General features: G+C 54.1%; 16 protein-coding genes. 12 read left to right on the top strand and 4 right to left on the bottom strand.

Annotated features, from left to right (window positions below):
* The first annotated feature begins 7 nt into the window (after window positions 1-7).
* The 8 genes from Q7J88_RS12325 to Q7J88_RS12360 all read left to right on the top strand — a co-directional run bounded on the left by Q7J88_RS12325 (window position 8) and on the right by Q7J88_RS12360 (window position 6,656).
* Window positions 8-778 carry a tRNA threonylcarbamoyladenosine dehydratase gene (locus Q7J88_RS12325; RefSeq protein ID WP_303722532.1) on the top strand — a complete coding sequence of 257 codons (771 nt, stop codon included), beginning with the start codon at window positions 8-10 and terminating at the stop codon, window positions 776-778.
* The gene (locus Q7J88_RS12330) at window positions 778-1,533 is read left to right on the top strand and encodes a sulfite exporter TauE/SafE family protein (protein WP_303722533.1); all 756 of its coding nucleotides are present in this window, start codon (window positions 778-780) and stop codon (window positions 1,531-1,533) included. The genes Q7J88_RS12325 and Q7J88_RS12330 overlap by 1 nt, the downstream gene beginning before the upstream one ends.
* Before the next feature lie 125 nt (window positions 1,534-1,658).
* Window positions 1,659-2,186 carry a peptide deformylase gene (gene def, locus Q7J88_RS12335; protein WP_303722534.1) on the top strand — a complete coding sequence of 176 codons (528 nt, stop codon included), beginning with the start codon at window positions 1,659-1,661 and terminating at the stop codon, window positions 2,184-2,186.
* A complete protein-coding gene (fmt, locus tag Q7J88_RS12340; protein ID WP_303722535.1) occupies window positions 2,170-3,117 on the top strand; it encodes a methionyl-tRNA formyltransferase in 948 nt (315 codons plus the stop codon). The genes def and fmt overlap by 17 nt, the downstream gene beginning before the upstream one ends.
* Window positions 3,118-3,179: 62 nt before the next feature.
* Window positions 3,180-4,007: a zinc metalloprotease HtpX gene (htpX, locus tag Q7J88_RS12345; protein ID WP_303722536.1), complete on the top strand. Its 828-nt coding sequence runs from the start codon at window positions 3,180-3,182 to the stop codon at window positions 4,005-4,007.
* Window positions 4,008-5,369: a 16S rRNA (cytosine(967)-C(5))-methyltransferase RsmB gene (gene rsmB / locus Q7J88_RS12350; protein WP_303722537.1), complete on the top strand. Its 1,362-nt coding sequence runs from the start codon at window positions 4,008-4,010 to the stop codon at window positions 5,367-5,369.
* Between the two features lie 40 nt (window positions 5,370-5,409).
* A complete protein-coding gene (rpe, locus tag Q7J88_RS12355) occupies window positions 5,410-6,075 on the top strand; it encodes a ribulose-phosphate 3-epimerase (RefSeq protein ID WP_303722538.1) in 666 nt (221 codons plus the stop codon).
* Entirely contained in the window at window positions 6,075-6,656 is a 582-nt protein-coding gene (locus Q7J88_RS12360; protein WP_303722539.1) for a CoA pyrophosphatase, read from the top strand. Before rpe ends, Q7J88_RS12360 begins: the two co-directional genes overlap by 1 nt.
* Before the next feature lie 8 nt (window positions 6,657-6,664).
* On the opposite strand, the gene grxC is transcribed toward Q7J88_RS12360, so the two are convergent.
* Window positions 6,665-6,916 carry a glutaredoxin 3 gene (grxC, locus tag Q7J88_RS12365; protein WP_303722540.1) on the bottom strand — a complete coding sequence of 84 codons (252 nt, stop codon included), beginning with the start codon at window positions 6,914-6,916 and terminating at the stop codon, window positions 6,665-6,667.
* A gap of 258 nt (window positions 6,917-7,174) precedes the next feature.
* Here grxC and Q7J88_RS12370 point away from each other — a divergent pair, with 258 nt between their 5' ends.
* The 4 genes from Q7J88_RS12370 to Q7J88_RS12385 all read left to right on the top strand — a co-directional run bounded on the left by Q7J88_RS12370 (window position 7,175) and on the right by Q7J88_RS12385 (window position 12,795).
* On the top strand, window positions 7,175-7,504 hold the full coding sequence (locus Q7J88_RS12370) for a hypothetical protein (protein ID WP_303722541.1): 330 nt from the start codon (window positions 7,175-7,177) through the stop codon (window positions 7,502-7,504).
* Window positions 7,505-7,750: 246 nt separating this feature from the next.
* Window positions 7,751-9,775, top strand: coding sequence for an FAD-dependent oxidoreductase (locus Q7J88_RS12375; protein ID WP_303722542.1), 2,025 nt, complete (start codon window positions 7,751-7,753; stop codon window positions 9,773-9,775).
* Window positions 9,776-9,846: 71 nt separating this feature from the next.
* The gene (locus tag Q7J88_RS12380; protein ID WP_303722543.1) at window positions 9,847-12,396 is read left to right on the top strand and encodes a molybdopterin-dependent oxidoreductase; all 2,550 of its coding nucleotides are present in this window, start codon (window positions 9,847-9,849) and stop codon (window positions 12,394-12,396) included.
* Window positions 12,397-12,477: 81 nt separating this feature from the next.
* Window positions 12,478-12,795, top strand: a complete 318-nt coding sequence (locus Q7J88_RS12385) for a cupin domain-containing protein (protein WP_303722544.1) — start codon at window positions 12,478-12,480, stop codon at window positions 12,793-12,795.
* A gap of 3 nt (window positions 12,796-12,798) precedes the next feature.
* Here Q7J88_RS12385 and mltG read toward each other — a convergent pair whose 3' ends face one another.
* The 3 genes from mltG to Q7J88_RS12400 form a co-directional block, all read right to left on the bottom strand.
* The gene (gene mltG, locus Q7J88_RS12390) at window positions 12,799-13,797 is read right to left on the bottom strand and encodes an endolytic transglycosylase MltG (protein ID WP_303722545.1); all 999 of its coding nucleotides are present in this window, start codon (window positions 13,795-13,797) and stop codon (window positions 12,799-12,801) included.
* Window positions 13,798-13,806: 9 nt separating this feature from the next.
* Window positions 13,807-14,391 carry a glycerol-3-phosphate 1-O-acyltransferase PlsY gene (gene plsY, locus Q7J88_RS12395; RefSeq protein WP_303722546.1) on the bottom strand — a complete coding sequence of 195 codons (585 nt, stop codon included), beginning with the start codon at window positions 14,389-14,391 and terminating at the stop codon, window positions 13,807-13,809.
* A gap of 530 nt (window positions 14,392-14,921) precedes the next feature.
* Window positions 14,922-15,267, bottom strand: a 346-nt coding sequence (locus Q7J88_RS12400) for a transposase (protein ID WP_303722547.1), incomplete at its 5' end; no start/stop codon positions are given.

The raw sequence follows: 15,267 nt of genomic DNA on the forward strand, positions 1-15,267 counted from the left end.
ATTGAACATGTCAGAACACAGATTTAGTCGGATGCAGCTGTTGGTTGGCGCGGAAGGTTTGGGCAGGTTGAGAAATGCTTCGGTGGCGGTGTTCGGGATCGGCGGTGTCGGCAGTTATGCGGCCGAGGCGCTGGTTCGTGCGGGGGTCGGCAGGCTGACACTGGTCGATTTTGACGAGATCTGTCTCACCAATGTTAACCGGCAGATTCACGCCTTGGACGGCTCTATAGGCAGGACAAAGGTTGAGGTGATGGCTGAGCGTTGCCGAGCGATCAATCCGCAGGCGGAAATTATTCCGTTGCACAGGTTTTATGAGGCGGCGGCCAGTGAGGAGTTGCTGGCACCAGGTTTCGATTACGTGCTCGACTGCATTGATCATATTACGGCCAAGCTGCACCTGATTCAAAGCTGTTATGAACGGCAGTTGCCGATCGTCGCCTCGATGGGGGCAGCGAACAAGCTCGACCCGACCCTGATCGAAGTGGCCGATTTGGCCAAAACCAAGAAATGCCGGCTGGCGCGAATAATCCGTAAAGAGCTGCGCAAGCGGGGAATCGAGAAGGGGGTCAAGGTTGTTTATTCGACGGAGGAATTTCGCCCCTTGAGTGACGAGACTGCTGTTTGCGCAGAGAACTGCGTCTGTCCTAACAAGGAGGAACAGAAGTGGAGCTGCGACGACCGGCGGGTGATTCTTGGCAGCTCATCCTATATCCCACCGCTGTTCGGCCTGACTATGGCCGGTGAAGTGATCCGCGCTTTGCTCGGGGAAATCGACTGATGGATGCCTACATCTGGCAATTGCCTCTACTGTTTGCCGTTGGCACCATTGCCGGTATTCTCAATGTTCTGGCTGGGGGCGGTTCGCTGCTGACCCTGCCGCTGCTGATTTTCATGGGCCTGCCTTCGGCTGTCGCCAACGGTACCAACCGGATCGCCATCTTCTGTCAGAATATTTTTGCCATCCGCGGGTTCCGCCAACGCGGGGTGATGCCGATGGAGTTGGCGCTGCTCTGCACGCCACCGGCGCTGGTTGGCAGCTGGGTCGGGGCATCGCTGGCGATTAGCCTGAATGATCAGATGTTTAATCGCCTGCTGGCGCTGATCATGATCGGGGTATTGATCTTTACTGCCCTCGATCCGATGAAGCGGCTGCGCAAGGAAGGGGTCGAGATCGGCTTCGAGCGCAAGTTGGTGCTGGTTGTTTCCTTCTTTGGCGTCGGTATCTATGGCGGCTTTGTGCAGGCCGGGGTCGGTTTCCTGATCATCACCGCGCTGCTAGCACATGGCCTCGATCTGGTGCGCATCAACGCCATCAAGGTGTTCGTCATCTTTTGCTACACGTTCATCGCCCTCGGTGTCTTCATCTACCACGGTCAGGTCAACTACCTGCTTGGCTTTGCCTTGGCAGCGGGCAACTCCCTCGGCGGCGCAATCGGCCCGAAATTGGCAGTCGACAAGGGGCACGACTGGATCAAGAAGGTAGTCAGCCTGACGGTGTTAGTCTTTGCTATGAAGCTGTTAGTGGCGCCCTAGGGTTTTGGCAGTTGCGGTTGACTGGCGCAGTTAAGGCACGTATCATGAAGATAGAACCTTCCTTGCGGAGGGTTTTTCTACTTAGTTTCCAATAGATTGGCGGCTTCGCCGCCGGAAAGTGAATCATGGCTGTACGGAAAATTTTGCATTATCCGGATCCTGTGCTGATGGAAAAATCGGTAACGGTAACCGAGTTTAACGAAGAGCTACGCCAATTGGCAGAAGATATGGCGGAAACCATGTATGATGCGCCGGGCGTCGGTCTGGCCGCACCACAGATCGGTGTGCTGAAGCGGTTGGTGGTGATCGATTGCTCCTCCAACGAGGAACCGAACGATCTGATCGTAGCCGTTAACCCCGAAATCATTGCCAGCGAAGGTGAATCGGTTGAGGAGGAGGGCTGCCTGTCGGTGCCCGGCTTTTGGGCAAGTGTCAAGCGCGCCGAAAAAGTCACCCTGCGTTATCAGGACGTTGTGGGCAATACCCATGAGCGGACTTCCGATGGCCTGCTTGGGGTCTGCATGCAGCATGAGCTGGATCACCTGGAGGGAATTTTATTTGTCGATCGGCTGTCACCGCTGAAGCGTTCGATGTTCAAGAAAAAATATATGAAGATGTTGAAGGAGCGGGAGCAGAATGCAGCTGAAGCCTGAATCAATCCGTACCGTTTTTATGGGAACCCCGGAGTTTGCCCTTGATACCCTGCAGGGATTGATCGATTTCGGTTTGAATATGGTTGGTGTCTATACTCAGCCGGACCGGCCGAAGGGGCGGGGCAAGAAGCTGGCGGCGCCGCCGGTCAAAGAGTTGGCGCAGAAATACGAAATCCCGGTGTTTCAACCGCAGAAACTGCGTGAGCCGGCGGTGGTTGAAGAGCTGAAATCGCTGCAGCCCGACCTGATCGTGGTAGTTGCCTATGGCCAGATTCTGCCGAAAGCGGTGCTGGAGATCCCGCAGCACGGCTGCATCAACGTGCATGCCTCGTTGCTGCCTAAATATCGCGGTGCGGCGCCGATCAACAAGGCGATCGTCGACGGCGAAACGGAAACCGGTGTTACCACCATGTATATGGATGTCGGCCTCGACACTGGTGACATGTTGATTAAGCGTAGCTGTGCCATCGGCGAAAACGAAACCGCCGGGCAATTGCACGACCGTTTGGCGGTGCTCGGCCGAGAAGCGATGGAGGAAACCCTCAAGCGGATTTGCGACGGCACCCTGGTCGCGGAAAAGCAGGATGACGAGCTGACTTGCTACGCGTCGATGATGAAAAAAGAGGACGGCCTGATTGACTGGAACCGGCCGGCGACCACCATCCACAACCTGGCGCGCGGACTCGACCCTTGGCCGGGCGCTTATACTCACCTTGATGGGGAGGTGCTGAAGATCTCTGTGACCCGTGTCGAACAGGAAATCTCCGGCAAACCGGGCGAGATAGTCGCCGCCGACAAGACCGGAGTGCGGGTTGCCTGCGCCGAAGGCGGGCTGGTGATCGACGGTCTGCAGCTGCCGGGCAAGAAGCGGCTGGCGGCTGTCAATTTCTTAAGCGGCAAGCCGCTGTTTACGGGGACAATCCTGAGTTGAAGACTGGGCTGCCAGGCCCGTTGACACTATGTAACAATGTAATCGTTAAAGAGGAAAAGAAAATGAATACGATGCGTACCGTAATGTTGATGACCCTGCTGACTCTGGTGCTGGTCGGCGCCGGTGGTGCCCTAGGTGGCCAAGGCGGCGCTCTTTTTGCGCTGATCATAGCCGGGGTGATGAACCTTGGCAGCTACTGGTTTTCCGATAAGATTGTGGTCAAGATGTACCGTGGTCAGGAAGTGCAGAGTGGCCCCCTTTTTGATGTGGTTACCGAACTCTGCCAGCAGAACAGCCTGACCATGCCGAAAGTCTATGTTCTGCCGCAGCAGACGCCGAACGCTTTTGCTACCGGACGCAACCCGGAGCACGCGGTGGTTGCCGCCACCCAGGGGATCATGCAGGTGCTCTCCCGTGATGAGCTCAAGGGGGTAATGGCGCACGAGCTGGCGCATGTGCAGAACCGCGACATCCTGATCGGTTCGATCGCTGCGACCATCGCCGGGGCGATCAGCTATCTGGCACACATGGCCCAGTGGGCGATGATTTTCGGCGGTGGCAATGATGAAGACGATAACCCGGTGGCGATGATTGCGCTGATGATTCTCGGCCCGATCGCCGCCATGCTGGTGCAGATGGCGATCTCCCGTTCCCGTGAGTACGGGGCCGACGCGACCGGCGCCAAGTTCTGCGGCAATCCCCATTCGTTGGCCAGTGCCTTACGCAAGCTGGAGATGTCGAACAAGCAGATGCCGATGCAACAGGTCAACGAGGCGACGGCGCACATGTTTATCGTCAGTCCGCTGAGCGGCAGCAAGCTGGCTGGTCTGTTCTCCACCCATCCGCCGATGGAAGAGCGGATTCGTCGTCTGGAAGGGATGCACGTTTAATTGACATCTCGACCTGATGACAGTCCTCGGCGGGCCGCTTACGAAATTCTGCAACGGGTTGACGAAGGTGCGTTCGCCGATCTGGTTCTTGATACGGTTTTGCAGCGATCCCGGCTAGAAGGCCGGGATCGTGGTTTAGTGACCGAGTTGGTTTACGGCGTACTGCGGCTGCGTGGCCGGCTCGACTTTGCTCTGGAGCAGTTCTGCAAGCAGCCGTTGGGGCGTCTGCAACCTGAGGTGCTGCGCCTGCTGCGGCTAGGCGCCTACCAGTTACTGGAACTCGATCGGGTGCCGGCACATGCCGCGGTCGGAACAACGGTTGAACTGGCCCGCGAGCTTGGCCTGCCGCAGGCGACCGGTTTTATCAACGGTGTACTGCGGGCTCTGGAGCGAGGCAGGGCGCAGATCGACTGGCCTCCGCCGGAGAATATCCGCCGCTACTTGCAGCATGTCTGCAGTATGCCGGTCTGGCTGACCAAGGAATTGATGCGACTTCTGCCAAATGCCGAAGCGCGCGCCTTTGGCGAAGCGCTGGCGAAGCCGGCTCCATACAGTCTGCGGGTCAACCGTCTGAAAACCGACCGGCAACATTTTCTCCAGCAGCTGCTCGAAGCGGGCCACCAGGCCCGTGCCTGTCGTTATGCCCCTGATGGTGTCATCATAGAAAAACGTGGCGATGGTCGCCTGCCGGGCGATGCCGAAGGTTTGTATCAGGTTCAGGATCAGGCGAGCATGCTGATCGGCTACCTGCTCAATGTGCGACCGGGACAGAAGATTCTCGACTGTTGTGCGGCACCGGGAGGGAAAACCACCCACCTCGCGGCGTTGTCTGAAAACCGGGCCGAGATTGTCGCATTGGAAAAGTACCCGCAGCGGGTCGAATTGATCGAGCGGGGCGCCGCGCGGTTGGGCTGTTTGAGGATTAGCGCGAAAGAGTGGGATCTGGGCGAGCCGCCGCTGTTCCTCGAAGAGCAGAGCTTTGACCGGATCCTGCTTGATGCGCCCTGCAGCGGGCTTGGCGTGCTGCGCCGTAACCCGGAGAGTCGTTGGAGTAAATCGGCGGTTAATATCCGTGAGCTGGCTGAGCTACAGCGAGAGATCCTCTTTCATGTCGCCCCGCTAGTGAAACCGAACGGCAAGCTGCTCTACTCGCTGTGCAGTTTTTCGAAAGCGGAAACCGACGACGTGGTCGAGCAGTTTCTTGAAACGCATCCGCAGTTCGAATTGGAAGATCTGCGCGAGGCGAGTCCTGCAGGATGGGCGGAACTGTTCACCGATCGTGGAACTTTGCGCAGTTACCCGCATCAGCATGATGGGATGGACGCTTTTTTCGCTGCCTGTTTTCGGCGGTGCTGTGAATAATTATTAGGGCGCTTAGGCGTCCGGTGAACGGAGTTGTTTGATGATCAAGATTGCCCCCTCAATCCTTTCCGCCGATTTCGCCCAGCTGGGCGATGAAATCAGAGCGATCGACGCTGGTGGTGCCGATTACGTCCACGTCGATGTCATGGATGGCCATTTTGTGCCGAATATCACCATCGGGCCGCTCATTGTCGACGCCATCCGCCCGCTGACTGAGCTGCCGCTCGATGTCCATCTGATGATCGAGAATCCCGATTTGTATATTCCAGAATTCGCCAAAGCAGGGGCTGATATCATTGTTGTCCATGCCGAGGCAGCTACCCATCTGCACCGTAGCGTGCAGCTGATCAAGTCGCTTGGCAAAAAGGCCGGGGTTTCGCTTAATCCAGCGACGCCGTTGTCGGCGCTGGAAATGATTCTTCCCGATATCGATTTGGCGCTATTGATGACTGTCAATCCCGGTTTTGGCGGTCAGTCGTTTATTGATACCTGCTTACCGAAGATCAGTGCCTTGCGAAAGATGATCGATGAATTGGGCAAGCCGGTCGAGCTGGAGGTTGATGGTGGGGTCAAGGTCGATAATGTAGCACCTATTGCGGCGGCCGGAGCCGATGTGTTTGTCGCCGGGAGTGCCGTGTTCGGCAGCGCCGATTACGCAGCGACCATCGCCCAGCTAAAGCAGAACGGTCAAAAGGGGCAGGGTTGATGTCACCGCTGGGGCGTATTGCCGATCATCTGGCCAGCTTCCCGGCCAGGCCGATGGCGCGAGGAGAGCTGCGCTCTGCAGCGGTGTTGGTTCCTTTGTTTCTGCGCAACGATGAGCCCTGGGTGCTGTTTACACGCCGCACCGAACTGTTGAAGAAACATAGTGGCGAGATTTCCTTTCCCGGTGGTGGAGCGGAAGCGCAGGATGTCGATTTCTGGCAGACGGCTCTGCGAGAGACCGAGGAGGAAATGGGGATTCGCGCGTCCGATGTGACCCGGCTTGGGCGTTTGGACGATGTCTACTCTGTCCATGGTTTTAGGGTCCGGGTTTGTGTCGGTAGTTATGACGATCCCTATCCCTATAAGGTGGACCGGAATGAAATCGCCGAGGTGATCGAGTTGCCGCTTGAGCGCTTGCGCGATCCGGGAATCTATCAACAAGAGGATTGGCGCCACAAAGGGCGAACCTTTCCGGTCGATTTCTATCGGCTCGACGGCCACACCATCTGGGGGATGACGGCTGCGATTCTTAAGCAGTTTATGGAACGGGCCGGACTCGTGTCTGCGGAGCTGTCGGCTTAACGATGAGCTCACGCCAAGAGTGGATCAAGTCCGCCTTGCTCGTCGAGAGCAAATAGGTCGTCGCAACCGCCGATATGGAAGCGGCCGATGAAAATCTGCGGGACGGTGGCGCGGCCAGAGCGATGGCGCATTTCTTCTTCAAGACTATTGTCCTCGCTGATGTCGATGAGGGTGAAATTAACGCCTTTGATTTTCAGAAGTTCGATAGCGCGCTTACAAAAAGGGCAATAGCTCTTGCTGTATACATGAATGTCTTGCATGGTGGTGCTCCTACTTAACCTTAATAACCAAAATTCGGCATGGGAAAGGCGGCCGAAGGTCAGACAGTTTAGCCGATATTTACCCGGGTGCAAGCGGATTTGGCGAGAAGAAAAATTAATTTTTATTGCTCCCTGAGTTGTTTAGGATGGTAATTTGCCCGGATAAGGAGAATTGTTTCGATGCGTTTGCTTTGTTCGCTTTTGGGGACGCTTTTTTTTGTTGTCGCGTGCGCTGGATCTTTCGACGCTGGAAAGGACATGACCGCTTTTGGAGATCGATTTAGCGAAGCGATGCGGTGGCAGGATTACCTTGGTGCTGCCAACTTCTTGCATGATGATGTGCGTAATGATTTTCTCGATCAGTTCCAGCAAGATGATGATTTGAGGGTGGTTGACAGCCGGATAGTCAGCATAGATCTGAACGCAGAAATCAAGGTCGCGTCAGCCGATTTTCGTTTGGAATTCTACCGGTTGCCGTCGATGCGAGTCAAGAAGTGGCAGTGGTCGCAAGAGTGGCAACTGCAACAGCAAAAGGGCTTTAAGTCGCCAGTTTGGCTGATTGTCAACCCACCACCTCCACTACCTTGAAAGCAGTGGTTCTATGCAGTGCTTTTATCGCTAACAAATTGTTTTTGCTTGAATTTAAGGCTGTTTTCACACTTACGTTAAGTTGAAAAATAGCCTTGATTTAAGACCACCGTTTGTGGTATCTACCTGCATACTGTATACGATTTAAAGGCATAAAAACAGCCAGAACATCGGTTGATTCCCCCCGTTTTGGGGTTCACGACCTTCCTCTTTGGGGAAGGTCGAAGCAGGTCATAGGAGGCCGGTTTGTCACAGGTTACTTTTTCCAGCTGGGGAAGACAGGTTGTCGATAATCGGCAGGGTGGCGATGCGGAAGTCGAAGTTGCCAAGAAGAAATTGCCGATTACATTTGGCGGTGAAAAAGAGATTGCCGCATTTATGGGTTGGGATGGACTGATCCTGAAAGATCCTAACGTCGATGTGGTGGCGATGGCTGCCGAATATGCCAAGCGGGTGCAGGAAGATTACTGCTGCGCCAAGTGCTCGCCCGGTAAAAAAGGCACTCGGGTTATGCAGGACACTCTGTCCAAGATCGTTGCCGGCAACGGCAGTGAGCAGGACCTTGATACCCTGCTGAATATTGCCGAGCTGATGAAGAACTGCAAGTGCACCCTCTGTCAGACTTCAGGCATTCCGGTTGCGGATACCGTCAAGCATTTCCGCTCCGAGTACCTTGACTACATCAACGGCAACAAGAAAGAGAGGAAGGCGGTTGAGTACAAGGTAAAGATGACCGCACCCTGTCAGGACAAGTGTCCGGCACATATCGATATCCCTTCTTACATTGAGGCGATCAAGGATCGTCGCTACGATGAGTCACTTTCCATCATCCGCGAAAGCATGCCTCTGCCAGCGGTTTGTGGCCGGGTTTGTCCACACCCCTGCGAGACCGCATGTCGCCGCGCCAACGTTGATGACTCGGTCAATATCATGGTACTCAAGCGGACCGCTTCCGACTACGAGTGGATGCACAATCATCAACCGCCGATGCAGCCGAAGCCCAAGAAGGACAAAAAAATTGCCATTGTAGGTGCCGGCCCGGCCGGCTTGGCCGCTGCCTATTACCTGGCGCTGGAAGGCTACCCCTGCACTATTTATGAAACCCTGCCAGAGGGTTTCGGCGGTGGTATGATCGCCGTCGGTATCCCGGCTTACCGGATGCCGCGCCATTTGTTGCAGCGCGATATCGACATCATCAGCTCGATGGGCGTTGAAATTATCTACGATACCAAGGTCGGCGTTGATATCAGCCTGTTAGAGCTGAAAGAAAAGTTTGATGCCGTGTTGGTCGCTCCGGGTGCTCATAAGTCGAAACCGGCAGGGATTGAAGGGGAGGACAAGGGCTACAATGGTTTTCTTGCCGGTGGTATTGAGTTCCTGCGTGAAGCTTACATGGGCAAGCCGACCGGTATGGGGAAGAAAGTCTGTGTCGTAGGTGGTGGTAACACTGCCATCGACTGTGTTCGGGTGGCCCTGCGCGAAGGTGCAGAAGTTTCAACCCTGCTTTATCGCCGGACCCGGAAAGAGATGCCGGCGGACGTCTGGGAAGTCGATGGTGCTGACGAGGAAGGCGTACAGTTTGAGTTCTTGGTTCTGCCGAAGAAAATCATTGTCGATGACAAGCGTCAGGTCTCCGGCGTCGAGTGTGTTCGTATGGAACTGGGTGAGCCGGATGATTCCGGGCGTCGTCGGCCACAGCCGGTTGAAGGCAGCGAGTTCATAGTTGAGTGTGATACCCTGATCCCGGCCATCGGTCAGGATCCAGATCTCTCCTTCATTGCCGAGGAAACCGGGATCGGTATCACCCGCTGGAACACCGTGGTTACCAAGTTCGTACCGCTCAAGAGTGAGGCGGGGCGTGATCTAAATGACGACATGGGTAACCCGCTTTCCCGCGTATTGATCACCGATATGGATGGGGTGTTCGCCTCTGGTGACGCCGAGATCGGTCCGCTGACCGTAGTCGCCTGTGTCGGCAACGCTCACCGCGCCGCCAAGGTGATCCAGCGTTACCTGGAAGAGGGTGAAGCCTACCTGACCGACGATGATTTCCACGAGGATATTCTCAGCCATTTAGGCGTTTATGATAAGAACGAAGAGGTTCCTTGGCTCGATGCCGTACAGCGCTTCAACCAGCATGAGATTCATGGCAAGGAGCGGGCCAGTAAAGGGAATTATCAAGAAGTCGAACTTGGCTTCAATGATTCTGAAGCGGTCAAGGAGGCAGAACGCTGCCTGCGTTGTTACCGCGTTTCGATGATTGCCGTTTAACAGCTTAATTTGAACATACAGACTGCACCGTTCTTTAGAGCGGTGCAGTCGACATTCGAGGTGAATATAATATGGTCAGCCTTACGATTGACGGTAAGTCGGTAAGTGTCCCCAAGGAAACCACCATCCTTGAGGCGGCACGGCAACTGGATATCCATATCCCGACGCTCTGCTGGTTGCAGAAGGTCTCACCGACCGGTGCATGCCGGATTTGTGCCGTTGAGGTTGAGGGGGTCGATCGGACGATGACCGCCTGCAACACGTCGGTCAAAGAGGGGATCAAGGTCATCACCCAGTCGGAAAAACTGACCCAGATTCGCAAGCAGATCATGGAGTTGATTCTGGTCAACCACCCGCTCGATTGCCCGGTCTGCGATGCCGGCGGCGAGTGTGACCTGCAGAACACCTGTTACGAGCTGGGGGTGAATCGCCAGACCTTTGCTGCGGAAGATGTCAACCCGGAGACGATTGATGGCTGGCCACTAATCCAGCAGGTTCCGGCGCGCTGCGTGATGTGCGAAAAGTGTGTCAAGGTTTGCCACGAGGTCGTTGGTGCCGATTCGCTGTTCGTTAACGATAAGGGCGACAAGGCCTATATCGACAAGAATCTCGACAAATGCATCTTCTGTGGCAACTGCGTGTCGGTCTGCCCTACCGGGACGATGATTTCCAAGCCGTTCAAGTTCAAGGCGCGCCCTTGGGCTCTGCGCAAAGTGCCTTCTGTCTGCACCTACTGCCCGAGCCAGTGCCAAATCGATATCAATGTTCAAGGGAATGAAATTTTCCGCGTCACCTCGGACGACGAGGGCACTACCAACAAGGGTAACCTCTGTATCGGTGGTTTCTTCGGTTATGGTTATGTCAACAATCCGTTGCGCCTGACTGCTCCTACTGTTGGAAACATTCCGGCAACCTGGGATCGTGCAATGGAGGCTCTGGTCAGCGAAATCGAGAAGATCAAAGAAGAGAGCGGAGCTGAGGCTATTGCCGGCTTGGCGTCGCCGCGCCTGACCAACGAAGAGAACTACCTGTTCCAGAAGCTGTTCCGGGCTGCGATCGGCAGCAATAATATCGATTCCGAGGCCCGATATGGTGCGCTCCGGGCACTTCGGGCGCTCGATAAGGGGCTGAAGCTGCGGGGATCCAGCAACCTGCTTTCCGCCATCGGTGAAGCCGATGCGGTGCTAGTGTTTGGCGCTGATCCGTCCGCTGAAGCCCCGGCCGTTGACTGGCAGATTCAGGAAGCAATCCGGGTAAGAGATGGCAAGCTGATTGTGGCCAATATGCGCGACATCCATCTGACCCAGTTCGCTAACAGCCAGCTGACCTATAAGCCGGGAAGCGAGATTGCCTTAGTCAACGGAATCAGTCGTTTATTGGTGGACCGCGGCTTGATCGACGAGGACTACCTGAACAGCATGGTTGCCAATCTTGATGAGTTGAAAGACCAACTGGCTGCGGTCAAAGTTGACGAGGCAGCTACCGCAGCCGGCCTGACTCGCGCCGAGTTGGAAGCTGCAGCCGATATCATCGGCAAGGCGGACAACGTGGTAGTCATTTTCGGTGGCGACATCACCAAGTCTGAACTGGGTACCGCCAAGTCAGCTGCCATTGCCAACCTGGCCATTCTAAGCGGTGCTCTGCGCAAGCAGGGCGGACTGTTCCCGCTTGATGAAAAAGGGAATATGCAAGGCCTGCTCGATATGGGGGTTTACCCAGAGTCGCTGCCCGGCTACCAGGATTATGAAGAAAATCGTGATAAGTTTGCCCGCGCCTGGGGTACCAAACTGCCAAGTGGCGGTCTGGACGCCGAGGGGATCTTGCAAGGGATCGAGGCGGGTAAAATACGCTTCCTTTACTTGGCGGCGGTTAATCCGCAAACCTTCCCGAACAGCGGTCGCTGGATGAAGGCGCTGGAGAAGGTCGAGGTACTCGTAGCCCAAGACATCCTGCCGACGGTGGTAACTAAACTTGCCAAAATCGTTTTGCCTGGTACCTCCTTCGCGGAAAAATCAGGTAGCGTGACCTCTCTCGATCAGCGTGTTCGGTCTCTTGAGCAAGCGATCCGTCCGATTGGAGAAGCGCGTGAAGATTGGGGCATCTTCGCCGAGCTTTACGGGCGACTGACCAAGCAACCGGTCACCTTCAGCCGAGCTAGCATTCTGACTGAACTAAGCAGTCTGACTTCGCTGTACGGGGATATCTGCTTCACCGGAGAAGATCGTCATCGTCCTTGCCTGAAGCAACCTTACAGGCCGGCTGAAAAGAGCATGAATTATCAGCTGGTGACGGTCAGCGATGGGGCTGAAGGGCTGCAACTGCTCAGCGGAAAATCGATGCGTCATTTCGGTACTACCTCGACTTGGGCAGCCGCACAGCTAGAGGTCGAGCCTGAGGGCCTGATTCAGATCAACGCAGCCGATGCTGACAGCGCAGGCGTCAAAGATGGCGATAAAGTGAAGCTGAGCAGTTCTATTGGTTCGACGGTTGGGAAAGTGAAGGTGACGAGTGCAGTGCCGGAGGGACTGTTGTTTGCGCCGAACAACTTTATCGAACTAGGAATCAGCCAACTGCTGACTGACGGTAGTAATCGGACGGCAGTTCAGATCACTAAGGCTTAAATTTTTGGTGAAATTAAATACCTTACTTAACGCCCCGCTTGTCGGGGCGTTTTTTTTCAGTTGACGAAAAGGGTGTGAATTATGGCAACAGAGATTTGGAACTATCAGGATAAGATTGAATTCAGTAAGGAAAAAGCGAATAAAGTGCAGCTGGGTGAGACGGCAAACAGCCGCTCGACCCTCTGGTGCTTGTTGCCAGGGCAACATATCCATCCCCATGTGCATGCAGGAGATCACATCTGGGTCGTTCTCGAAGGCGAGGGGGAATTTTTGCAGGAAGGACTGGAACCGACTTCAATTAGCGCGGGAGCAGTTCTTTTGGCACCGGCTGGGGATTCCCACGGAGTAAACAATAGTGGCAGTCAGGGACTGGTTTTTGTCAGTATATCGGCTGGCTGAATTTCAGCGGTTGCGCTTGAGCTGATATTTGCGAACAGCTCCATTGTGCTCTTTAAGGGTCTTGGAGAAATAGTGGCTGCCGTCCCCACGCGCAACGAAATACAGGTATTCGCTTTTCGCCGGCTCTGCGGCTGCATTTAGCGCAGCTTTGCCCGGGTTGGCGATCGGGCCGGGTGGCAGCCCCTTTATCATATAGGTGTTGTAAGGAGTTGGTGTTTTCAGGTGGTTTCGCGTCAGGTTGCCATCAAAATTTTTAATTCCGTAGATAACTGTCGGATCGGTCTGCAGGGGAATCCCACGCCGTAGGCGGTTGTGGAAGACAGATGAAATCAAAGGCATTTCTTTCACCAGACCGGTTTCCTTTTCGATAATTGATGCCAAGGTGACCAGTTGGTGGCGGTTGAGGTTCAGCTGTTTCGCTTTTTTTAACAGGGCAGGGTCTAGCTGGTTGTGAAACTGTTCGACCAGCATTCTCAAAAGTTGGGCTTCATCGATCCCTGGGGTAAACAGATAGGTTTCCGGGTACAGGTACCCTTCCAGGTTCGGCACATCAAGCTTCAGGGACTTGATGAATTCAGGATCGTTGGCCAACTTCTCTAACTTGTTCTTGTTGCCGAATCCCGCTTGCGCGATTCGGTCAATAACCTGTGCAAGGGTAAATCCCTCCGGAATAGTCAGGCCGACTTTTTTGACGTCGCCTGTGACCAGGCGTAGTAAAATCTCCTCTGACGTAGCAGCTTTGCTGAATCGATAAGTGCCTGACTGAATTTTTCCGCTCTGTTTGCACAGCTTGGCGAGCAGCTTCAAGCCGATTGGGGAGCGCAGAACTCCAAGTTTATGCAGGTCATTGGCGACTTTAGAGAGACTTGTGCCCGGTTTCAGCTGATAATCGATATTTTCCTCAGGGGCGAGAGGGGACCAGATCTGCTGATAAAGATATGCGGCGCTGATCGCAAGCCCGGTCAGGGTCAATAAAACTGTGGCGATAAGCCATTTTCGCATCAAATAACCTTACAGGCTGAACTTGTTCTCAGCCCCTGCCAACAAGCGGTCGATATTTTCCTTATGGCGATAGATCACCAAGGCCGCTATACAGAATGTTACGAAAAAAATCATCATCGAGCGTTCTAAAGCCAAAACCAGGTAGGGAATAACTCCAGCACAGGTAATTGAGGCTAAAGAAATATATCGCCACTTGCCGAGCACTACAAGGAACAGGGAAAGAACCAATAACACAGAACCTGGTGAGATAATCAGCATCACGCCGAGCGCGGTTGCGACTCCTTTGCCACCTTTGAAGCCGAGATAAACTGGGTAGCAGTGCCCGACCAGGGCGAACAGACCGACCACGGCCAACTGGGTACCGTGGAAGCCAAAAATCAGGGCGATCAGAAGCGGGAGAATCCCCTTTAAGCAATCGCCGGCCAAGGTCAATAGCCCCATTTTGCGTCCGGCAGTGCGATAGACGTTGGTTGCGCCGATGTTGCCACTGCCGATAGTGCGAATATCTTCTTCACCGGTCAGTTTGGTCAGAATAACGCCGGTAGGGATCGCGCCAATTAAATAAGCAAGAACGAGTAGAAAGAAAAATCCCATGGTAATTCTCCTCCATTGCTCAAAATAAAAACGGCCACAGGGGCCGCTTGCCATAAAAAACGAAGCGGTGGTTGGTAGGCTTTGCCCCCTAGCACGAAGTAAACAAGTATCCGCTGGTTCGTGCCTTGGGACTGCACACATTTATAAATAACCGACTTTTTTTACCATTGACCGGCGAATAAAAGCAAGAAACAAGAAAGAGTAATGGTTAAGGTCCCAAAAAAGAGCGGCTTTAGGGGGTAAAAGGATGCTATGGCAGAAACAGAAAGGTTACTTAGATAGAGACGATCTGCCAAAGGTTGATTCCTTGCTGAAAGAATTTTCTTGCTGCGGAAGAAGCACTATTATTCATTTATGCTTGTATTTATGGTCGGTTAACTAATGCGCTTAGTCTTATAAAGACAGGATCGGGACTGTATAAGATGGGGGGACTCTGTTATGATTTCATAATTTTTATGGCTCTAGACTAGCAGAAACTCTCTGGTTGTCTAGAGCCTTTTTATTTGTGAAATGACCTCACAACTGTCCGGTTAATAGTTGAATAAGTTCAACTGGTTATTGTCAGGGAGGTGTTGGATTTGCTTGAGAGCGTCAGCAACCAGTGATGAAATGGGCTTTTTCTCAAACAAGTTGACCTCCAGAATCTGTAAAAAAGTGTAGAGCGGGCATGGAATGCTGAGCTTTTTCTTGGCGATCACCACCAACAGATAAATGCTCAGCGCAATCCATATTTGACTCTTCACAGCGTTGATCGATGTGCCGTAAAACGATTTGATTCGCAAGTGTCCTTTGACCCATTTGAAGAACAGCTCCACCTGCCAGCGCTGCTTGTAGATTTCGGCAACGGTCGGCGCAGGGATGGCGAAGTTGTTGGTC

The sequence above is a fragment of the Malonomonas rubra genome, assembly GCF_003247215.1.
In the GTDB taxonomy this organism is placed as follows: domain Bacteria; phylum Desulfobacterota; class Desulfuromonadia; order Desulfuromonadales; family Geopsychrobacteraceae; genus Malonomonas; species Malonomonas rubra_A.